This is a genomic window from Streptomyces sp. NPDC048278 (assembly GCF_040652195.1).
Taxonomy (GTDB): domain Bacteria; phylum Actinomycetota; class Actinomycetes; order Streptomycetales; family Streptomycetaceae; genus Streptomyces.
Map to the genome: position 1 here is coordinate 113064 of NZ_JBEZLP010000025.1, position 20595 is coordinate 133658.

20 protein-coding genes and 2 tRNA genes are annotated in these 20595 nt (G+C 71.0%); 16 read left to right on the top strand and 6 right to left on the bottom strand.

Annotated elements, in window-relative coordinates:
* Positions 1 to 48 precede the first annotated feature (48 nt).
* The 4 genes from AB0D74_RS34415 (at position 49) to AB0D74_RS34430 (ending at position 1579) form a co-directional block, all read left to right on the top strand.
* Positions 49 to 366 (top strand): hypothetical protein, encoded by a 318-nt coding sequence (locus tag AB0D74_RS34415; RefSeq protein WP_362595677.1) that lies wholly within the window; start codon positions 49 to 51, stop codon positions 364 to 366.
* Between the two features lie 172 nt (positions 367 to 538).
* On the top strand, positions 539 to 907 hold the full coding sequence (locus tag AB0D74_RS34420; protein WP_010984500.1) for a WhiB family transcriptional regulator: 369 nt from the start codon (positions 539 to 541) through the stop codon (positions 905 to 907).
* Positions 904 to 1230, top strand: coding sequence for a hypothetical protein (locus AB0D74_RS34425; RefSeq protein ID WP_362595679.1), 327 nt, complete (start codon positions 904 to 906; stop codon positions 1228 to 1230). The genes AB0D74_RS34420 and AB0D74_RS34425 overlap by 4 nt, the downstream gene beginning before the upstream one ends.
* A gap of 136 nt (positions 1231 to 1366) precedes the next feature.
* The gene (locus AB0D74_RS34430) at positions 1367 to 1579 is read left to right on the top strand and encodes a hypothetical protein (RefSeq protein ID WP_362595681.1); all 213 of its coding nucleotides are present in this window, start codon (positions 1367 to 1369) and stop codon (positions 1577 to 1579) included.
* Positions 1580 to 1589: 10 nt separating this feature from the next.
* Here AB0D74_RS34430 and AB0D74_RS34435 read toward each other — a convergent pair whose 3' ends face one another.
* Together AB0D74_RS34435 and AB0D74_RS34440 are read right to left on the bottom strand one after the other, a co-directional pair.
* A complete protein-coding gene (locus AB0D74_RS34435) occupies positions 1590 to 2960 on the bottom strand; it encodes an AarF/ABC1/UbiB kinase family protein (RefSeq protein ID WP_362595683.1) in 1371 nt (456 codons plus the stop codon).
* On the bottom strand, positions 2953 to 4158 hold the full coding sequence (locus AB0D74_RS34440) for a TOMM precursor leader peptide-binding protein (protein ID WP_362595685.1): 1206 nt from the start codon (positions 4156 to 4158) through the stop codon (positions 2953 to 2955). Before AB0D74_RS34440 ends, AB0D74_RS34435 begins: the two co-directional genes overlap by 8 nt.
* A 237-nt stretch (positions 4159 to 4395) precedes the next feature.
* Between AB0D74_RS34440 and AB0D74_RS34445 the strand changes: the two genes are divergently transcribed.
* The 4 genes from AB0D74_RS34445 to AB0D74_RS34460 all read left to right on the top strand — a co-directional run bounded on the left by AB0D74_RS34445 (position 4396) and on the right by AB0D74_RS34460 (position 8256).
* Positions 4396 to 4992, top strand: coding sequence for a M48 family metallopeptidase (locus AB0D74_RS34445; RefSeq protein WP_362595687.1), 597 nt, complete (start codon positions 4396 to 4398; stop codon positions 4990 to 4992).
* A gap of 137 nt (positions 4993 to 5129) precedes the next feature.
* Positions 5130 to 6791, top strand: coding sequence for a TerD family protein (locus AB0D74_RS34450; protein ID WP_362595689.1), 1662 nt, complete (start codon positions 5130 to 5132; stop codon positions 6789 to 6791).
* 11 nt (positions 6792 to 6802) lie between these two features.
* Positions 6803 to 7483, top strand: coding sequence for an AIM24 family protein (locus tag AB0D74_RS34455; RefSeq protein WP_089098886.1), 681 nt, complete (start codon positions 6803 to 6805; stop codon positions 7481 to 7483).
* A 17-nt stretch (positions 7484 to 7500) separates the two neighbouring features.
* Positions 7501 to 8256, top strand: coding sequence for an AIM24 family protein (locus AB0D74_RS34460; RefSeq protein ID WP_362595692.1), 756 nt, complete (start codon positions 7501 to 7503; stop codon positions 8254 to 8256).
* Positions 8257 to 8311: 55 nt separating this feature from the next.
* Here the strand turns inward: AB0D74_RS34460 and AB0D74_RS34465 are convergent, their stop codons facing one another.
* On the bottom strand, positions 8312 to 8833 hold the full coding sequence (locus tag AB0D74_RS34465) for an NUDIX hydrolase (protein WP_362595694.1): 522 nt from the start codon (positions 8831 to 8833) through the stop codon (positions 8312 to 8314).
* Positions 8830 to 10257: a zinc-dependent metalloprotease gene (locus tag AB0D74_RS34470; protein ID WP_362595696.1), complete on the bottom strand. Its 1428-nt coding sequence runs from the start codon at positions 10255 to 10257 to the stop codon at positions 8830 to 8832. Before AB0D74_RS34470 ends, AB0D74_RS34465 begins: the two co-directional genes overlap by 4 nt.
* A 192-nt stretch (positions 10258 to 10449) precedes the next feature.
* Between AB0D74_RS34470 and AB0D74_RS34475 the strand changes: the two genes are divergently transcribed.
* The 4 genes from AB0D74_RS34475 (at position 10450) to AB0D74_RS34490 (ending at position 13682) form a co-directional block, all read left to right on the top strand.
* Positions 10450 to 11562, top strand: a complete 1113-nt coding sequence (locus tag AB0D74_RS34475; protein WP_362595698.1) for an SDR family oxidoreductase — start codon at positions 10450 to 10452, stop codon at positions 11560 to 11562.
* A 199-nt stretch (positions 11563 to 11761) separates the two neighbouring features.
* The gene (locus AB0D74_RS34480) at positions 11762 to 12223 is read left to right on the top strand and encodes a molybdenum cofactor biosynthesis protein MoaE (RefSeq protein ID WP_362595700.1); all 462 of its coding nucleotides are present in this window, start codon (positions 11762 to 11764) and stop codon (positions 12221 to 12223) included.
* Between the two features lie 126 nt (positions 12224 to 12349).
* Positions 12350 to 12514, top strand: coding sequence for a hypothetical protein (locus AB0D74_RS34485; RefSeq protein WP_177232951.1), 165 nt, complete (start codon positions 12350 to 12352; stop codon positions 12512 to 12514).
* A gap of 70 nt (positions 12515 to 12584) precedes the next feature.
* Complete coding sequence (locus AB0D74_RS34490; protein WP_362595703.1) at positions 12585 to 13682, top strand: PDZ domain-containing protein; 1098 nt, start codon at positions 12585 to 12587, stop codon at positions 13680 to 13682.
* A gap of 116 nt (positions 13683 to 13798) precedes the next feature.
* Here AB0D74_RS34490 and AB0D74_RS34495 read toward each other — a convergent pair whose 3' ends face one another.
* Entirely contained in the window at positions 13799 to 14341 is a 543-nt protein-coding gene (locus AB0D74_RS34495; RefSeq protein WP_362595705.1) for a PPA1309 family protein, read from the bottom strand.
* A 166-nt stretch (positions 14342 to 14507) separates the two neighbouring features.
* Here AB0D74_RS34495 and AB0D74_RS34500 point away from each other — a divergent pair, with 166 nt between their 5' ends.
* From AB0D74_RS34500 to AB0D74_RS34515, 4 genes are all read left to right on the top strand, one after another.
* Positions 14508 to 17498, top strand: a complete 2991-nt coding sequence (locus tag AB0D74_RS34500; protein ID WP_362595707.1) for a UPF0182 family protein — start codon at positions 14508 to 14510, stop codon at positions 17496 to 17498.
* Between the two features lie 55 nt (positions 17499 to 17553).
* Positions 17554 to 17627 (top strand) — tRNA-Met (locus tag AB0D74_RS34505).
* A gap of 269 nt (positions 17628 to 17896) precedes the next feature.
* The gene (locus AB0D74_RS34510; RefSeq protein WP_362595709.1) at positions 17897 to 19777 is read left to right on the top strand and encodes a sel1 repeat family protein; all 1881 of its coding nucleotides are present in this window, start codon (positions 17897 to 17899) and stop codon (positions 19775 to 19777) included.
* A gap of 96 nt (positions 19778 to 19873) precedes the next feature.
* Positions 19874 to 19947: transfer RNA gene (locus AB0D74_RS34515), tRNA-Met, on the top strand.
* A gap of 154 nt (positions 19948 to 20101) precedes the next feature.
* Here AB0D74_RS34515 and AB0D74_RS34520 read toward each other — a convergent pair.
* Positions 20102 to 20521 carry a Fur family transcriptional regulator gene (locus AB0D74_RS34520; RefSeq protein ID WP_362595711.1) on the bottom strand — a complete coding sequence of 140 codons (420 nt, stop codon included), beginning with the start codon at positions 20519 to 20521 and terminating at the stop codon, positions 20102 to 20104.
* Positions 20522 to 20595: the final 74 nt, after the last annotated feature.

Consider the following 20595-nt stretch of genomic DNA (forward strand, 5'->3'; position numbering starts at 1 on the left):
GGATCGGCTCAACACCGATCCCCTAGACGCCGAGAGGAGGCGAGTCCAGTGATCAGCATCGAGACCAACATCAGCGCGGCCAAAATGACCGATCCCTCGGCCGTCTCCCTGTGCATGCTCGGCGTCTCCAACCTGGGCACCGGTCTGTCCGGCATTCCTGCCGTGCGTCCGGCGTCCTCCGTTTCTCTCGCGGGTCTTCCCGTCCGTGAGCGCAATGAGCGACCGACCAAGGCACTGGAAGCAGTAGCGGCACAGGCCAAGGCCTATGCCTTTACGGCAGCCGGTGCCGGTAGCCGGAAGCAGACGACGCAGCACCACCTGATGTGGGCCTTCCGTGGGCCAGAACCCTGGAGTGATCCAGCCTGATCGATCAGGCCGGCGCCTTCAGGGCCGCGGAACCCCATCCGGGATCCGCGGCCCTTCTGTTTTCCCTGAACAGGGAGAACGGCGCGAAGGGGCCTCGGGGCAAGAGCAGAACCCGGTACCAGCCGCCAACCGGTCCAACCCGACCGGCACGACCAGACGAGGAACAACAGCCGTGCAACTCGAAGCGCACGCCCCGTCCGTACCGCCTTCCGAAACGATCCCCCCGCCCGGCCTCACGGAGGACTCCACCTTGATCCCGCTCACCGCGCTCACCGCGCTCGACGACGCCATCGAGAACCTCGGCGTACCCGTCCCCTGCCGTTCCTACGACCCGGAGGTCTTCTTCGCCGAGTCGCCGGCGGACGTCGAGTACGCCAAGTCCCTCTGCCGCACCTGCCCGCTGATCGAGGCCTGCCTCGCCGGGGCCAAGGAGCGGCGTGAGCCCTGGGGCGTCTGGGGTGGCGAGCTGTTCGTCCAGGGCGTCGTCGTCGCCCGGAAGCGGCCGCGTGGCCGCCCGCGCAAGAACCCGGTCACGGCATGAACATCCTCGGAACGATCGACCGCCCCCTCACGCACGATCCCAAGAAGCAGGCCCCGATGAAGCCGTCCACCAGCGAGCCCGCAGGCTCCGCGATCTCAGACTTCACCACTGCCGGTACCGACACCGGCTCGCGTCAGAACAGGACCCGAGAAATGCAACTCATCCCAGAAGCCCTGGCTCGTGCGCATATGCACGAGCGACTGCACGAGGCCGAGCGGGAACGCCGGGCCGTGCGCCTGGCGACCGCTCGCCGGATGCAGCGCCGGGCCGAGCGCGCCTCGATGCGTGCCCGCCGTGCGCTCGCCATCGCCGTGATGCAGTAACCCAGTACACCTGAAGCGGTGGCCTCCCTACCTCGGGAGGCGAAAGCTCCCCGCGGGGGCCGGTCCGGCCGAACGGACCGGCCCCCGCGGTGCGTTGTGCGCGCTGATCCACCTGCGGCGGAGTTATCGTCACCAGGTGACGAGTCTTCCCGGAGGCAGTGATCACGGCGGCTCCGCCACGGAGCCCCACCCGCTCGCGTGCGCCCGCTGCGGCACTCCGGCCGACGGCCCCCCGCCCGTCACCTGGACCTGCTCCGTGGAGAACGGCGTCCGCCAGTTCTTCTGCGAGGCCTGCTCCAGGGACAACCTCAGAGCGATCGAGGGCCGGCTCGACTCGCCCTGGTGGTGAGCCCGGCCCGCTACTGGACCTCGACGGCCGCCTCGGCCTCTTCGAACTCCTCGGGCAGGAACCCGGGCAGCCATGCCTCCAGTTCCTCCCGCAGCCGTACCGTCGCGCCCAGCTGGCAGAGCACGCCGATGGTGCTCAGGGTCACCCGGTGTATCAGGAGGTAGGCCGGCGGCAGGTTGAGCTGCTTGCCCAGCTGGTGGGCGGGGTTGCGGGGGTCCGCGATGCGGGCCGCCTGGCTGCGCATCCAGGTGCGGGTGAAGGTGAACTCGTCGACCTGTGCCGGTTCGATGATCGGCAGCAGATAGTCCAGGACGGCGTCGGGGTCCAGCTCTATGGACTCCTTGACGAACCCCTCCGCGCACAGCAGCTCGTAGACCGCCTCGGCGTCACCGTCCAGCGTCATCCGCAGCGAGTCGCCGATCGGGCTGGGCAGGCCGCCGGAGAGACGGTCGACGGTGCCGAAGTCCAGCACGCCGAGACGCCACTCCTCCTCGTCCTCCGGGCCGCCGGGCAGCAGGCGGAAATTGCCGGGGTGCGGGTCGGCGTGCAGCAGGCCGGTGCGGGCCGGGCCCGAGAAGAGGAAGCGGGCCAGCAGCTGACCGGCCCGGTCGCGCTGCTCCGGGGTACCCGCCGAGATGATCTCGGAGAGCGGTATTCCGTCGATCCACTCCGTGACCAGGACCTGGTCGCACTGGTGCACCACCGCGGGCACCACCACATCGGGGTCGCCCGCGAACTCCGCCGCGTGCGCGGCCTGGGCCTGGGCCTCCAGCGCGTAGTCCAGTTCCTCGGAGACCCGGTCGCGCAGCTCCGCGATCAGCGGCTTGATGTCCATACCGGGGATCAGCGGACCCAACAGGCGGGCGAAACGGCTCAGTTGCCCCAGGTCGGAGAGCAGGGCCTCGCCGGCTCCCGGGTACTGCACCTTGACCGCCACCGCCCGGCCGTCCTGCCACACCGCCCGGTGCACCTGACCGATCGAGGCCGCCGCCGAGGGCTTCTCCTCGAACTCCAGGAACAGCTCGCGCCAGTCCTTCCCGAGGCGCTCGGTGAGGACCGCGTGCACGGTGCGGGTCGGCATCGGCGGCGCGGCGTCCTGGAGTTTGGTGAGGGCCGCCCGGTAGGGGCCGGCGACCTCCTCCGGGAGGGCCGACTCGAAGACGGACAGCGCCTGCCCGAACTTCATCGCCCCTCCCTTCAGCTCGCCCAGGACCTTGAACAGCTGCTCCGCCGTGCGCTGTTGGAGCTCGCGTCCGACGATCTCCGCGGACTCGCCCACGATGCGCTTGCCCAGACCCCAGGTCGCCCGGCCGGCGAAGCCGAGCGGGAGCGCGGCGAGCTTGGCGGTCCGGGTGACCGCCTTCCGGGGAAGATCAGACATGCGCCCTCCAAGTCCCAGTCGGCCGCGCCGCGTCCGCGTGCTCTCGTCGCTCCGCCGACGGCCGTTGCCTCACCATTGTCGCGTGTGGATCCCCGTTGGTTGAGGAGTGTTCCCCCTTAGCTTTCTCCGCTGCTCCGCACGGGCATGCGGGGTGCGGCCAGACCGGTCGCGCGTGCCAGTGCAGAACCGGCACGGACGCCTCCCAGCGCACTCCCGTCACGGCCGGCGACTCCCCGTCGAGGAAGGCCAGGGCGTGCGCGGCGGCCAGCCCGGCCACGGCTGCGGCCAGCGTCTGATCGCAGGCGCCCACCCGGCGCGCCTGCCCGGACCGCCACTGGGCGATCAGGCGCGGCCAGACCGGGTCCCGGTCCGTGCGGTGCTCGTGCAGACAGCGGGCGCAGCCTGTCCCGCCGGGCAGGACGAGGGGGCCGACCACGCCGGTGCCCTCCACGACACCCGTATAGAGATGAGGGGTCCCCGAGGCCATGAGCGGCTCGGCGGCGCGCGCGTCCGGGGCGTGCACCAGGACGTCGTCGCGCGGGGCGATGATCACGAGTGCCAGGCCGGGCTCCGCCTCGGCCGGGTCCGGGCGGCGGGGCGGGCGGTCCGGGGCCGCCCGGCGGACGACTCTGCGCGCGGCCTCGGCACGGGTCTCGCCGACCGCCTCGGCCGGCAGCCCGCCCGGTGCCACGTCCCACTGCTGGACGCGGCCCACGTCCCGCACGTCGACCTCGCCGACGCCCGCACCCGACAGGAGCGCCGCCAGCGTGACCCCGACCCGGCCCGCGCCCTGCACCCGCACCCGCAGCGCCCGCCGGGCCGCCAGCCGGTCGATCGCACCGCCCGGCTCCGGAGTGATCAGGGAGAGCGCGGCGAGATCGGGCCGCAGCCGCTCCAGCACCTCCTTCTTCCCGCGCAAGGCCTCCGCGGCAGGCCCGCCGCCCTGCGCGTCGTCCACCAGCCCGGCCCGGGACAGCCGTTCCACCAGTGTGTCGACATGGCCGTCCGGCAGGTCCATGCGCCGCCCCTCCGTACGCAGCAGGGCAAGCCCGCGGGCGCCGTCGAGCAGGTCGAGGAAGCTCCCGGTCGCCGTGTCCATCGGCCCCAGTGTCATCGCGTGCGCGGGAGTCATCCCGAACTGCACGGTGTTGAGGTCGCGCCAGCCGCGCCGCAGCGCGGGCTTCACCAACGGATGCATGACAGGCCCCCGTAGCCGTCGAAAGGTCACAGAACGTCCCCGTGTGCCGGTGAAGCCGGTCCCGCTCCGGGCCCGCTCCGCCGACGATTGCCAGCATGCCGGGGCCGCCGGGCGGGCGCCGAAAGTTGTCCACAGGCGGTGAGTATTCGTCGTACAAATCAGACGCATGGTGGGGGATCGGCACCGAACCGTCCCGGACCCGGGACTTCCCCCGTGTGCAGCGGGTAACGTCGGGGCGTGCCCGCCGACCCACTGCACCGCGCCGGAAAGCCACAGCGCAGCACGACGAGCCAGCCGCCCAGCGGCTTGGGGGCGAGCGCGATCGAGGTTCGCAGGAGCGCCCGGCGCCGCCGGACCGTTTCCGCGTACCGCGAGGGCGATCGCACCGTCGTGCTGATCCCCGCCCGGATGTCCGAGGCGGAGGAGAAACGCTGGGTGACCGTCATGCTCAACAAACTCGCCGCGCAGGAGAGCAAGCGAGTGCTGGGCGACACCGAACTGGCGGAGCGTGCCCAGCGGCTGTCGGACCAGTACTTCGGGGGCCGGGCCCGCCCCGCCTCGGTGCGCTGGGTCACCAACCAGAACACCCGCTGGGGCTCGTGCACCCCCTCCGAGGGCAGCATCCGCCTCTCGCACCGGCTGCAGGGCATGCCCGAGTACGTCGTCGACTACGTGCTCTGCCACGAGCTCGCGCACCTGCTGGTGCCCGGGCACGGCCCCCGGTTCTGGCGGCTGCTGGAGGCGTTTCCGCGGACCGAGCGCGCCCGTGGCTACCTCGAAGGGGTGGTCGCGGCCGACCGGCTGCCCCACGTGCCCGGCGCGCGCGATGAGTGACACACGCCGGGAACGCTCCCTTCGGGGTCGCTGAGCGCGGTTGTGTACCGGGTCTGTACCGACTTCTTCCGATGTCCGAGTTAGCCGTTAGCCTGACGCGACGCACTCGTATTCGGGATGGGGGACGGTCGTAACGCATGGCCAGGGAATTCCAACGCGGCCACAAGGCCAGGATCAGTGACCTCACGGCCGGCACGGATCTGTACGTAGGCGTGCAGATCGCCGGCCCCGGGCTGACCTTCGACATCAGCTGCTTCGGCCTCGACGCGGACGAACGGCTTTCGGACGACCGCTACTTCGTCTTCTTCAACCAGCCGAAGTCGCCCGAGGAGTCCATCCAGCTGCTGGGTGCGCAGGCGGGCGACACGGAGTCCTTCCGGATCACGCTGGACCGGATCCCACCGCAGATCCAGAAGCTGGCGTTCACGGCGACCCTCGACGGCGCCGGGCAGATGTCGCAGGTCGCGCCCGGATACATCCGGATCGTCGCGGGCGGCGAGGAGGTGGCCCGGTACTCCTTCAACGGCTCGGAGTTCTCCACCGAGCGCGCCGTGATGCTCGGCGACTTCTACCTGAAGGACGTGTGGCGCTTCGCCGCCGTCGGCCAGGGCTTCGACGGCGGTCTGGAGGCGCTGCTGAAGAACTTCGGCGGCGAGGTGATGGAGGAGGAGCCGCCCGCCGCGCCCGAGCCGCAGCCGTCGCAGGCCGGGTCCGCACCCGGATTCGCGCCGCCCGCGTTCGCCGCCCCGGCCGCACCCGCGCCGGTTCCCACCCCCGCACCGGCCCCGGCGCCCGCCGCTCCAGCCGCCCCCCAGGGCTTCACGCCGCCCCCGGCCCCCGGCCCCGTGCCGGCCCCGAACATGCACGGCGCGCCCACCGTCATCGCCCCGATGACCCCGCCCGTCGGCGGCACCGTGCCGCCCCCGGCCCCGGCGCCCGCGCCGGGTGCGCCCATGCCGCCGCCCGGCTACGGCCGTCCTCCGGCGCCCCCGCAGGCCCCGGGCCCGCCGCCCGGATACCCGCAGGCGCCCCAGGCTCCGACCCCGCCCCCGGGCTACGGTCAGCAGCCGCCGTTCGGACAGGTCCCCGGGCAGGGGCAGCAGAGTTACGCGGTCCCGCAGGGCGCCCCCCAGGGCGGTGCCGGTGTCGGGGCGGCGCTCCAGAAGTTCAAGGAGACGCCCACCGGGCAGCGCTGGACCCCGCAGAACAGCAAGCTCATCCGCGCCGACCTCGGGATGGGCGGGCAGCCGGTGCTGGCCCGGCAGGGCAGCATGGTGCTCTACCAGGGCAAGGTCGACTTCAGTTACAAGGGCGCCGGGTTCGCCGGCCGGATCGTCGGCAACGCCACCGGCCAGGAGATGCAGCTGATGCGCTGCACCGGCCAGGGCCAGGTGTTCTTCGCCGAGAACTCCGCCAACCTGCACCCGATCGAGCTCCAGGGCGACGCGATCTGCGTCTCCGCCGAGAGCGTCCTCGCCTTCGACGAGGGCCTCCAGTACGAGGTCCGCCGCATCGAGGGGCACGGCATCCCCGGCGGCGCGCTGTTCACGATGCAGTTCCAGGGCACCGGCACGATCGTCGTCAAGACGCACGGCACGCCCGTGGTGCTGCCCGTGACGCCGACGACCTTCGCCGACTGCAACGCGATCGTCGCCTGGTCGGCGGCGTCCCAGGTGATCGTCTCCAGCCAGGTGCGGATGCGCCGCAACGCCTATCCGGGCGACACCGGGGAGAGCGTCAACCTGCAGTTCCGGGGCGCGCCCGGCAACTTCATCGTCGTCCAGCCGTACGAGGTCTGAGGGAGCCCGTCATGAACCAGCCGCTCGCGGGCTACGCCCCCGCACCCGTCACCGCCCGCATGGACAACCACGGCGACCACATGCTGAAGGTCGCCATGCAGACCGGGAACGACCTCCTCGCGCGCGTGGGGTCGATGGTCGCCTACGAGGGCTTCGTCCAGTACGAGCCCAACCCGCCTGCCGTGCGCCAGATCGCCCGCGACTGGATGACCGGCGAAGGCGCACCCTTGATGAAGTGCTCCGGTGACGGCCTGCTCTACCTCGCCGACTACGGCGCGAACGTCGTCGTCATCAACCTCAACGGCGACGGCATCTCGGTCAACGCCACCAACCTGCTCGCCTTCGACGCGCACCTGACGTGGGGCGTGGAGCGGGTCAAGGGGCTCGCGAAGTTCGCCGGGCAGGGCCTGTGGAACACCAAGATCTCCGGGCAGGGCTGGGTCGCGCTGACCTCCCGGGGCAAGCCGATCGTCGTGGACTGCGGCGGCGGCGAGGACGAGACGTACGTCGACCCGGACGCGCTGGTCGCCTGGTCGCCGAACCTCAAGGTCAAGGGCAAGCGCAGCTTCAAGGCGCAGTCGCTGATCGGCCGGGGCAGCGGCGAGGCCTACCAGATGGCCTTCTCCGGCCAGGGCATCGTCGTCGTCCAGCCCAGCGAGGACAGCACCGACCGCCTCCGGTTCCGGGGCTGAGGGGGAGTCAGGAAACCATGCAGAGCCCGCTTTTCGCCTTCAACGACTCCCAGGCCAGGGATCGCTACAGCCTGCAGAACAAGCAGATGCTGCGGGTCGTCCTGGAGGGCCACGACGACATCCTCGCCCGCAAGGGCACCATGGTCGCCTACCAGGGGCTCGTCGAGTTCGACGCCGAGTACCAGGGCCGCAACCAGGCACGCGCGCGTGCGTACACCGGCGAGGGCCTGGACCTGATGCGCTGCCACGGGCAGGGCACGGTCTACTTCGCCAACCTCGCCCAGCACATCCACGTCCTGGACGTCGAGCAGGACGGCCTGACCGTGGACAGCAGCTACGTCCTCGCCATGGACTCCGCACTGCACCACGAGGTCGTCGCCGTCGACAGCCTCTACGGCATCTCCGGGTCCGGGAAGTACCAGCTCAACATCACCGGACGCGGGCAGGTCGCCCTGATGACCTCCGGCGCGCCGCTGCTGATGCAGGTCACGCCCGACAAGTACGTGAACTGCGACGCCGACGCGATCGTCGCCTGGTCCACCGGGCTGCGCGTCCAGATGCAGGCCCAGACGCATTCCTCGGGAGTGTGGCGGCGCCGCGGCAGCACCGGGGAGGGCTGGGAGCTGAGCTTCATGGGAAGTGGCTTCGCGTTGGTCCAGCCGAGTGAACTGCTGCCGCCGCAGCACGCCCAGATCGGTCAGGGCGTCGCCGCCCAGTTCGGGATGGGCCAGCAGGGAGCGCGCGGGATGAACCAGGGCAACGTCTGGAGCTGACCGTCACCATGTAAGGGGCGCCCGCACTGGCCGGCGCCCCTTACCCGCGTCCGGCTCAGAGCCTCGCGCGGGTCCCTTCCAGCAGCCGTACGACCGACTCGTCGGCGACTTCCGGCACCTCGTCGTAGGCGAACCAGCGCAGGTCGAGGGACTCGTCGCTGATCGCGTGGGCGGCGCCGCGCGGGGCGAGGGCCGCGTACTGGACGTCGAAGTGCCAGTGGCACGGCGCCGGGATCGCGTGCCGGTCCAGGCGCACCGGGCCGCCCGGCAGCAGCGTCAGCCCCGGGATGCCGGACTCCTCGGTCGCCTCCCGCAGGGCCGCCGCCGCCGGCGTGGCGTCGCCCGGCTCGCAGTGGCCGCCCATCTGCAGCCACATCCGCAGCTTCCTGTGCAGGGTCAGCAGCACCCGGCCGTGCTCGGGGTCGACGACCAGCGCGCTCGCCGTGACATGGCCGGCGTGACAGGCCTTCCACATGCCGTCCGGGTGGGCCGCGAGGTGGTCCAGGTAGGCCTGGCGCAGCTCGTCCTGGCCCTCGTACCCCTTGAGGACGAGGACCGCGTCGTCGTGCAGGCTCACTCGGTGTCGTCGCCCTTTTCCTGGTCGTCCTTCTTGCGCAGGTCGGGCTTCTCCGCCGCCTCGCCGAGCATCTTGTCCAGCTCGGAGAAGTCCAGCTGCTCGCGGTGCACGAAACCGTCCGGGTCGTCCAGGTCGGACGCCGTCGGCAGCATGTCGGGGTGGGCCCAGAGGGCGTCCCTGCCGTCGACACCGCGCGCGTCGGTGAGCGAGGCCCACAGGCGCGAGGCGTCGCGCAGCCGGCGCGGGCGCAGCTCCAGGCCGATCAGGGTGGCGAAGGTCTGCTCGGCGGGCCCGCCCGTGGCACGGCGGCGGCGCAGGGTCTCGCGCAGCGCGTCGGCGGACGACAGACGCGGTTTCGCCGCCGCGTGGACCACCGCGTCCACCCAGCCCTCGACGAGCGCCAGAGCCGTCTCCAGACGGGCCAGGGCGGCCTTCTGCTCGGGCGTGTCCTCCGGCTGGAACATGCCCTGCTGGAGTGCGTCCTGGAGCTGCTCGGGGTTCTGCGGGTCGAACTGGCCGACCACGTCCTCCAGCTTGGCCGTGTCCACCTTGATGCCGCGGGCGTACCCGTCGACCGCCCCGAACAGGTGCGAGCGCAGCCACGGCACGTGCGCGAACAGGCGCTGGTGGGCCGCCTCGCGCAGCGCGAGGTACAGCCGCACCTCCTCCTTGGGCACGCCGAGGTCCTTGCCGAACGCCTCGATGTTCACCGGCAGCAGCGCGGCCTTGCCGGCCGGGGTCAGCGGCAGGCCGATGTCGGTCGAACCGACGACCTCGCCCGCGAGCACGCCCACGGCCTGCCCGATCTGGGTGCCGAACATGGCGCCGCCCATCGAGCGCATCATCCCGATCAGCGGGCCCGCCATGGCCTGCATCTCCTCCGGGAGGACGTCGCCCATGGCGGCGCCGACCCGCTCGGCGACCGGGTCGACCAGCTCCTGCCAGGCGGGCAGCGTCGCCTCGACCCACTCCGCACGCGACCACGCCACGGCCGAACCGGAACCCGACGGCAGCGACGTCGCGTCGTCCAGCCACAGGTCCGCCAGCCGGACGGCCTCCTGGACCGCGGTGCGCTCGGCGGGGCCGACGCTCGCGTCCTTGACGCCGTCCGAGGTGCCCTGGGAGACCGTCTGGCGGGCGATCTGCTTGGCCATGTCCCAGTTCACCGGGCCGCCCTCGTACGAGAGCATCTGGCCCAGCTGCTGGAAGGCCGCGCCCAGGTCGGTGGGGTTCAGCGAACCGAACATGGCAGCGAACGGATTGTCGGCGCCGGGGCTGCCGAAGCCGCCGGCTCCGGGCGTGCCGAAACCGAACGGGTTGGCCGGTCCCTGCCCACCACCGCTCTGCTGGTCCCTCTTCTTGCCCTCGTCGCCGTCTTCCGGCTCCTCCGGCGGAAGGCCGAAACCGAATGGGGTGTCACTCACGGGAATCCTCGGCTGGTAAGGCCACCGGTTCTCTCCGGCGGCGCGGCTGCCCGACAACACCACCCAGCGTAGACACCCTGACCCGATCGGGCCTCGGTGCTTCGCCGACAGTCGGCCTGCGGCAGGATGGATGCCACCTGGTACGTACGCGTCACTCACGCTCGTACTGAAGACAACCGCTGGAGACGCCCGGTGAGTTCCCCAGATCCGCAGGTTCGCGCAGCGCGAAACCACTCAACCCCTCCCGCGGTGCGCGGGCCCGTCGTCGCCGTGACCGGCGCCGCGACCGGGGTCGGCGCGCTGCTCACCGAGCGGCTGGCCGCGTCCGGGGAGGTCAGGCAGGTCATCGCGATCGACGAGCGGCGCGGGGAGTGCGCGGACGCCCAGTGGCACATCCTCGACGTGCGGGATCCGGCCATCGCGGACAAGCTGCGCGGGGCCGACGTGGTGGTGCACCTCGCGCTCGACCTGGACCTGGAGACCGATCCGGCGGCGCGCACCGCGTACAACGTGCGCGGGACGCAGACCGTGCTGACCGCCGCGGCTGCGGCCGGGGTGCACCGCGTCGTGCTGTGCACCTCCGCGATGGTCTACGGCGCGCTGCCGGACAACGAGCTGCCGCTGTCGGAGGACGCGGAGCTGCGTGCCACCGCGGAGGCCACCGGGGTCGGCGACCTGCTGGAGATCGAGCGGCTCGCGCGCCGGGCGCCCCGCGCGCATCCGGGGCTCAATGTCACGGTCGTGCGCCCCGCGGTGCTGGTCGGGGGCACCGATACCGCGCTGACCAGGTACTTCGAGTCGCCTCGGCTGCTTGTCGTGGCCGGGTCGCGGCCCGCCTGGCAGTTCTGCCATGTCGAGGACCTGTGCAGTGCGCTGGAGTACGCCGTCCTGGAGAAGGTCGAGGGGGAACTCGCCGTCGGATGCGACGGCTGGCTGGAGCAGGAGGAGGTCGAGGAGCTCAGCGGGACCCGGCGGATGGAGCTGCCGTCGGCGGTCGCGCTGGGGGCCGCGGCTCGGCTGCACCGGATCGGTCTCACGCCGTCGCCGGCCGGGGATCTCGCGTACACGATGTATCCGTGGGTGGTGAGCGGCAGCCGGCTGCACGACGCCGGGTGGCGGCCGGGGTGGACGAACGAGGAGGTGCTGGCCGAGTTGCTGGAGGAGGTGGCCGGGCGGCACACGGTGGTGGGGCGGCGGCTGGGGCGGAAGGACGCGACGGCGGCGGGGGCCGCGGGGGCGACGGTGGCGTTGCTCGGGGCGGCGGCCGTGGTGCGCCGGGCGCGGAAGGCTCGGCGGCGGATCTGAGGGCAGGGGCTGCCGCCCCCGGACCGCCGCGCTTCGGCCTCCGGCCTCGTCCTCGAACGCCGGACGGGCTGGAGGGGGCGTGGAGAGCTGTTGAAAGCAGTGCGGGGGACAGGGCTGTAGAAGTCTCCAAAGCCGTACGCGCGTGTGCCTGGTGTTGGTCGTATTCCGTGTGGTCGTGGGCTTGCGGCACGATGGGGGTATGACTGGTGTGAGTGATCATCCTGGGGAGCGCGGCGCCGACGATCCCGTGAAGCTGATCGGGATCCGGGAGGGTGCGCTCTCCGTGGACGAGGTGTTCGCGGCGGTGGGGGACGACGCGGCCGGTGGGATCGCGCTGTTCGTGGGGACCGTGCGGAATCACGACGGGGGCGCCGATGTGGACGCGCTCGGGTATTCGTGTCACCCCAGTGCCGAGGACGAGATGCGGCGGATCGCCGAGAAGGTCGTCGCCGAGTACCCGGTGCGGGCGCTGGCCGCCGTGCATCGGGTGGGGGACCTGCGGGTGGGTGATCTCGCGGTCGTCGTCGGTGTGTCGTGTCCGCATCGGGGGGACGCCTTCGAAGCTTGTCGAAAGCTGATCGACGACCTCAAGCACGAGGTGCCCATCTGGAAGCACCAGAAGTTCTCGGATGGGACGGAGGAATGGGTCGGGGCCTGCTGAAGGACCCTTGAGGACCCTGTCCTGCCTCCGCTTGCGTAACCGTACCCCTCGCGTGAGCGTTGTCAGTGCGGATGATTAATCTGCTGATCAGTCAGTCGCGGACGCTCATGGGGTTGGGAGGTCGGTATGGCGGCGCTCGTCTGGTTGCTGATTCCGCTTGTGGCGGCGGTCGGTGCCGGTGTGTGGGGCAGCTGGGCCAACCGGACCAGGAGGGCGCGCAGCGACGGGCCGGAACTCGACGGGTACGCGCGCTTCCGCGAGGCCATGGAGAAGTCCCGCTCCGGCGGCTGAGGGGGGCCGGGGCGCGTGTGACGGGTGGCCCTGACGGTGCGCTGACAGACCCGTCCCGTACTGTCTTCGCATGCCACGCCGCACCGCGACGATGCTCGCCTCCACTCTGATGCTGATCGCGCTCCTGTGCGCCGGAGTGCTCATCAACGTGCCGTACTCGGAGATGTCTCCCGGCCCGACCGTGAACACGCTCGGGGACCACGACGGCGAGCCGGTGCTGCAGATCTCCGGCCACAAGACCTACGCGACCTCCGGGCATCTGAACATGACCACGGTGCGGGTCACCAGTGCCGACTACAAGATGAACCTCGTCGAGGCCGTCTACGGGTGGCTCTCGCACGACAACAAGGTCGTGCCGCACGACACGCTCTACCCGGACGGCAAGACGGAGCAGCAGTCCACCCAGGAGAACGCCGAGGAATTCAGCGAGTCCCAGGAGAGCGCCAAGGTCGCCGCGCTGAAGGAGCTGGGCGTCCCGGTGAAGTCCTGGGTGATCGTCTCCACGGTTCTCAAGGGCTCCCCGGCCGAGGGCAGACTGCACGCCGGTGACGTGATCAAGGCCGTCGACGGCACGGCGGTCAAGCAGCCGGCCGACGTCGCCACCCTGGTGACCAAGCACAAGCCCGGCCAGGACGTGGTCTTCACCGTCGTGCCGGTCAAGGCGCAGGCCGCCGCCGAGAAGGCGAACAAGACGGCCACCGAGACCGAGAAGGTGACGGTCACCACGACCACCTCGGACGACAGCGGCGAGAAGCGCGCCATCGTCGGGATCTCCGCCGGGACCGATCACACGTTCCCGTTCTCCATCGACATCAAGCTCGCCGACGTCGGCGGACCGAGCGCGGGGCTGATGTTCTCGCTCGGGATCTACGACAAGCTCACCCCGGGCAGCCTCACCGGCGGCAAGTTCGTCGCCGGCACCGGCACCATCGACGACGACGGCACGGTCGGTCCGATCGGCGGCATTTCGATGAAGACCATCGGCGCGCGCAGCAAGGGCGCCCAGTACTTCCTGACTCCGGCCGACAACTGCGCCGAGGCCGCCAAGGACACCCCGAGCGGGCTCACCCTCGTCAAGGTGAAGACCATCGGCGATGCGCTCGGCGCCCTCAAGGACATCCGCAGCGGGGACACCGGTGCCCTGCCGAAGTGCACCGCCAAGGGCTGAGCGGGCCTACCGGCAGCCGGGGGCGCCCCTCCTGACGAGGGGCGCCCCCGGCGCCGTCCGCAGACATCCGCAGCCGCCGGGAGCCGTCCGCGGCCGTTCGGCGACTGCCTCAGTCCTCAGTCCTCGAAGGTCGCCCTCAGCGCGTCCGCCAGGCCCGGGACCAGGTCGGGGCCGGTGAGCACCTCCGTCGGCGAGTCCTTCTCGCGCAGCCGGACCGCCGAGTCGCGGCTGCCGTCGCGCAGCACCGCGACGGTCATCCGGACCTCCTGGCGCTCGGGGTGGCTCGCCACCCACGTGGCCAGCTTCGCCTCGCTCAGCCCCTCGGGGACCTGGGACTCGGCGGACGGCGGCAGCATCAGCCGCTCCACCGTGAGGGCGCAGCCGACCACCGGGTCCGGCCAGGCGATGGTGCCCAGGAACTCGTCCAGCGCCTTGTCCGTTGGCACTTCGTCCTGCTCGATCGGGGTGAGGCCGGTGGTCGCGGACTCGTCCTCCAGACCGAGCTGGGCGGCGAGAGCCGGTTCCTGGGCGCGCAGCCGTGCGGTGTCGACGAGGGCGAAGAGGCGAGCGGGCTGGTCCCAGCCGAGGCCGGAGGTGTACTCGTCGATCTCGAGTACGGCTCGGGTGAGCGGGTTCGCTGCCATGGGAGTGTTGGACATGGTCACAATCCTGCCTCGTTCATGGCCGGAATCGGGAACCGAGTAAGCCGTGAGTAAGTTGCATAGGTGTGGCCCCGCGATCACAGGGGGCCACGTCCGGCCCGTGAACAAGAGGGCCTGACGCAACAACAACGGATCAACAGCGGATCAAACAGCGAACTTCGAGGTGCGCACCTTGGCTTTCCAGATGCCGGACCGCGGCGGAGGCCCGACGGGGCCACGGATCAGAGCGACCGGACGTCCGTCCCGGCGGGTCCGGACCCTGCTCCTGACACTGGGCGTCCTTGCCGCGCTCGGCATGGCGTTCACCATGTTCGCGGGCTTCTGGACCGACTGGCTCTGGTACCGGTCGGTGCACTACTCCTCGGTGTTCACCAAAACCCTGTGGACCAAGATCGGGCTGTTCTCCGTCTTCGGTCTGCTGATGGCGGCTGCGGTGGGCTTCAACGTCTGGCTGGCGCACCGGCTGCGCCCCCCGCTGAGCGCCATGTCCATGGAGCAGCAGAGCCTCGACCGCTACCGGATGGGCATCGCGCCGTACAAGAAGTGGCTGCTGCTCGCGGTCACCGCGCTGGTCGGGCTGATCGCCGGCGCGTCCGCGGCCGGCCAGTGGCGCACCTGGCTGATGTGGGTCAACGGCGTGCCCTTCCACCAGAAGGACCCGCAGTTCCACCTCGACGTCTCCTTCTACGCCTTCGACCTGCCCTGGTACCGCTTCCTGCTGGGCTTCGGCTTCGCCACCGCGATCCTCTCCCTGATCGCCGCCGCGCTCACCCACTACCTGTACGGCGGGCTGCGCGTCACCAGCCCCGGTGCGCGTGCCACCGGTGCCGCGACGGGCCACCTGTCGGTGCTGCTCGGTCTCTTCGTCGCCCTCAAGGCGGTCGCCTACTGGCTCGACCGCTACGGACTGGCGGTGAAGTCCAGCGACTTCAAGGCCACCGGCAACTGGACCGGCCTGAGATACGTCGACGCGAACGCCTATCTGCCCGCCAAGACGATCCTGTTCTGCATCGCCGTCATCTGCGCGCTGCTGTTCTTCGCCACCCTGTGGCGGCGCACCTGGCAGCTGCCCGTGATCGGCTTCGGCCTGATGGTCCTGTCCGCGATCCTCATCGGCGGCCTCTACCCGGCGATCGTCCAGAAGTTCCAGGTCCAGCCCAACGAGCAGGCCAAGGAAGCCCCGTACGTCCAGAAGAACCTCAAGGCGACCCGCGAGGCGTACGGCATCGACGACACCAAGGTCACCGAGTACAAGGGCACGAGCACGACCACGGACAAGACCAAGCTCCGGGACGACGTCGACGCCACGGCGAGCATCCGGATCATGGACCCGAACATCGTCTCGCCCACGTTCCAGCAGCTCCAGCAGATGCGGAACTACTACGCGTTCCCGACCAACCTGGACGTGGACCGCTACTCCAAGGACGGCAAGGTCCAGGACACCGTCATCGGGCTGCGCGAGCTGAACCTGGCCGGCATCCCGAAGAACAACTGGATCAACGACCACTTCCGGTACACCCACGGCTACGGCGTGGTCGCCGCCAAGGGCACCGAGGCCGACGACCAGGGCCAGCCGGTCTTCACCGAGTCCGACCTGCCGTCCACGGGCGACCTGGGCACGTACCAGCAGCGCGTCTACTACGGCGAGAAGACGAACACGTACTCGATCGTCGGCGGTCCCCAGAAGGAGATCGACTACTCCGACGACGACGGTGAGAAGCTCACCAGCTACGCGGGCAAGAGCGGGGTCAGCCTCTCCAGCCCGATCAACCGCGCCGCGTACGCGGTGGCGTTCAACGAGCCGCAGATCCTGTACTCGGGCGCGATCGGCGAGGGCTCGCGGATCCTGTACAACCGCACGCCCAAGGAGCGGGTCGAGGCGGTCGCCCCCTGGCTGACCATCGACGGCGACGCGTACCCGGCGATCGTGGACCACCGTATCCAGTGGATCGTCGACGCCTACACGACGTCGAACGGGTATCCCTACGCCTCCCGTACGACCCTCGGCGACACCACCGCCGACTCGCTCACCGCGACCAACAACTCGCGCGCGGTGGTGGCCCAGCAGAACCAGGTCAACTACATCCGCAACTCGGTCAAGGCGACCGTCGACGCGTACACCGGCGAGGTCAAGCTCTACCAGTGGGACACCGAGGACCCGGTGCTGAAGACCTGGATGAAGGCCTTCCCGGGCACGGTGCAGCCCAAGAGCGCCATCTCGCAGGACCTGATGGACCATCTCCGGTACCCGCAGGACCTGTTCAAGGTGCAGCGCGAACTGCTCACCCGCTACCACGTGACGGACGCCCAGACGTTCCTGACCGGCAGCGAGGTGTGGCAGGTGCCCGACGACCCGACCAACAAGTCGGGCGACGCGGTGCCGCCGTACTACCTGAGCATGAAGATGCCGGACCAGAGCGCCCAGACGTTCTCGCTGTCGACGACGTTCACGCCCAACGGCCGGGACAACCTCAGCGCGTTCATGTCGGTCGACTCCGAAGCCGGTTCGAAGGACTACGGCAAGATCAGAATCCTGAAACTGCCGACCAGCACGACCGTCGACGGACCCAAACAGGTCCAGAGCAAGTTCAACTCCGAACAGGAGATCGCCGCCGCCATCAAGCTCCTCAAGGGCGGCGACTCCGAGGTCGAGTACGGCAATCTGCTGACCGTGCCACTGGACGGCGGCCTGCTGTACGCGGAGCCGGTCTACGTCCGCGGTGCCGGGGTCAAGTACCCACTGCTGCGCAAGGTGTTGGTCACCTACGAGGGCAAGACCGTCTTCGAGAACACCCTCGACGAGGCGCTCAACAAGGTGTTCGGCACGGACGGTTCCGATACGGGCTCCTCGGACACCGGGACGACCTCGCCGCCGACGTCGTCCGGCAACCCCACGGTCCAGGCGGCGCTGGACGACGCCCAGAAGGCCTTCGAGGCGGGCCAGGAGGCCCTGAAGAAGGGCGACTGGACGGCGTACGGCAAGGCGCAGAACGAGCTGCAGGACGCGCTGAAGCGGGCCGAGGAGGCGCAGTCGAAGGCCGACAAGGCCGGCGGCGGTACGACGGCGAGCAGCAGCCCCAGCCCGAGCGCAAGCGCGAGTGCGGGCGCCGGGAGCAGTCCGAGTCCCAGCGGGAGCGCCAGTCCGAGCGGATGACCCCCGGCGCGTGATCAAGCCCGGCCCGCGCCGTGATACGGTTGCATCACAACGGCGCGGGGTGGAGCAGCTCGGTAGCTCGCTGGGCTCATAACCCAGAGGTCGCAGGTTCAAATCCTGTCCCCGCTACTGAAGTCGAAGGCCCGGATCCTCTTGGGATCCGGGCCTTCGTGCGTGCGCGTGGGCGGACGGCCGCGCCTCCGCGATGTCCGGCCGAACGGCTCCCGGTGTCCGGACGGGCGGCGAACGCATGTACCGATGGCCGGGTCGCCGTGCCGCTGTGGGGAGTTGGCGGAGATGTGTTTGACTTGTCGTTCTGTGGGCATGTCGACAAAACGCTGAAGTGACCTCACGGTCTGCGGTATACGTGGTGTACCCAGGTTGCAGGTGGTGCGACGATGAACGTTATGGGGGACAAGGCAACTCTGTTCGAGACAGGGCGATTTGTGCAGCCTTCGGGCGAGGAGCCTACCCGCGACGAGGCCGCCGAGGCCGCTGAGGAGGCACGTCACCGGCTCCAGGCCGAGGCCGGTGACGTCGAGTCGATGAGTGTGCTCGGCGCCATGCTGCTGCGCCGTGGCGACCTCGACGGAGCCGAGCCCCGGCTGCGCGCGGCCACGGCCGCCGGTGACCGGGCCGCCGCCAACAACCTCGGTGTGCTGCTGCACCAGCGCGGCTACCCCGATGACGCCGCCGGCTGGTGGCGGATCGCTGCCGTCGCCGGATCGGCCGCCGCCGCCCACGCACTGGGCCGCCACCACCGCGAACGCGGCGACGAACCCGCCGCCGAGTACTGGCTGCGCCAGTCCGCCGAACAGGGCCACGCACTGGGTGCGTACGCCCTGGCCGACCTGCTGGAGCACCGGGGGGACGCGGGCGCCGGACAGTGGATGCGGGCCGCCGCCGAGCGCGGGCACCGGGAGGCGGCGTACCGGCTGGCGCGCGCGCTCGACCGCAGAACGGCCGTGAACGAGGGCGAGACCGGGGCCGACAACGGTGTCGACACGGAGACCGCCGGGATTGCCGGGATCACCGGGGCCGCCGGGACAGCGGGCGGCGGGACCGCGGAGGCCGACGAGGCCGAGCAGTGGTACCGGCAGGCCGCCGCCCGCGGCCACCGGCGGGCCGCGCTGCATCTCGGCGCGATCCTGGAGAGGCGCGGCGAGCTCAGGGAGGCCGGGCGCTGGTACCTGACCTCGGCCAAGGACGGCGAGGCCCGGGCCGCCTGCGCCCTCGGCTTCCTGCTGCGCGACGCCGGGGACACCGAGAGCGCCGCCGTGTGGTGGCTGCGCGCCGCACAGGACGGCGACGGCAACGCGGCGAACGCGCTCGGCGCGCTGCACGCGGAGCGTGGCGAGACGCAGACCGCCGAGCGCTGGTACCGGGCTGCGATGGACGCCGGCGACGACAACGGGGCGTACAACCTCGCCCTGCTCTGCGCCGAACAGGGACGGACCGCGCAGGCCGAGCAGTGGTACCGGCGGGCCGCGTACGCCGGGCACCGCGAGGCCGCGAACGCGCTCGCCGTCCTGCTGCTCCAGGTCGGCGACACGAGCGGTGCCGAGCCGTGGTTCTCCAAGGCCGCCGAGGCGGGCAGCGTGGACGCCGCGTTCAACCTCGGGATCCTCTACGCCGGGCGCGGCGAGGACCGGGTGGCCCTGCGCTGCTACGAGCGGGCTGCTGCCGCCGGGCACACGGAGGCCGCCCTCCAGGTCGGCATCGCCCGGCTCCGCGAGGGCGACGAGGCGACGGCCGAGCGCCATCTGCGGTGCGCGGCGGGCGGCGGCAGCGCCGAGGCCGCCTACCGGCTCGCCGCGGTCCTCGACGCACGCCGTCCCGCGGTCTCCGAGCACGAGCTCGGGGAGTCGTCCCTGAACGTGAAGACCGAGTGCGAGGAGTGGTACGAGCGGGCCGCCACGCAGGGGCACCGGCGGGCCCAGGTGCGGGTCGGGATGCTGGCCGCCGCCCGCGGGGACGTGGTGGAGGCGGCGCGCTGGTACCGGACGGCGGCCGAGGCCGGGTCGCGCAACGGCGCGTTCAACCTCGGGCTGCTGCTGGCCCGGGAGGGCAGCGAGCCGGAGGCGGCCGTGTGGTGGGAGCGGGCCGCCGACGCGGGGCACGGGCGGGCGGCGTTGCGGCTGGCCCTGGTCTACGCGCGTCGTGGCGAGCTGGCGGTGGGGCAGCAGTGGGCCGACCGGGCGGTGGCGCTGGGACCTGCGGAAGTGAGCGAGCGGGCGGGGCGGCTCCGGGACGCCCTGCGGGAGGAGCTGTCGGCGTAGGCCGGCGTTCCCGCAGGGCGTTCTCGCAGGTCAGGATGGTAGACCGGTATGGATTTGCCTCCGCACGCGTCCCTCACGTAATGTTGCATTCACCGACGCGGGGTGGAGCAGCTCGGTAGCTCGCTGGGCTCATAACCCAGAGGTCGCAGGTTCAAATCCTGTCCCCGCTACTGAAGGCCGAGGGCCGGAATCCGGAAACGGGTTCCGGCCCTCGGTTTTTTGCGGCCCGACGCCCGTCAAGGCGGCGCGCGACATCCCCGCATGACGAAGGCCCCGGTGCTCATCGTGAGCGCCGGGGCCTTCGGGAACGTCCGTTCGTCGGCGTCAGACGGCCGCCGCGCAGTCCGGGCACAGGCCGCGGTACGTCACCTCGACGTCGGAGACCGTGAAGCCGAACCGCTCCGAGGCGGGGAGGTCGGCCATCGGGTTGCCGGTCGGGTGGACGTCGCGGATCGAGCCGCAGCGGGCGCAGACCAGGTGGTGGTGCGGCTGGTGCGCGTTCGGGTCGTAGCGCTTGGCGCGCTTGTCCGTCGAGACCTCGATGACCTCGCCGAGCGAGACCAGCTCACCCAGCGTGTTGTAGACGGTCGCCCGGGAGATCTCCGGCAGCTTGACGACGGCCCTGGCGTGCACCTCGTCGGCCGTCAGATGGACGTGCTCGCCGTCGAGTACCTCGGCCACGACGCGTCGCTGCGCGGTCATCCGCCATCCGCGTCCACGCAGCCGTTCCAGAAGGTCACTCATGGCATTCAGCCTAACAGCAGGGGCTCCTTTTTCCGAACAGGTGTGACTTTGGAACCTTGCTCGACTTGGACTAA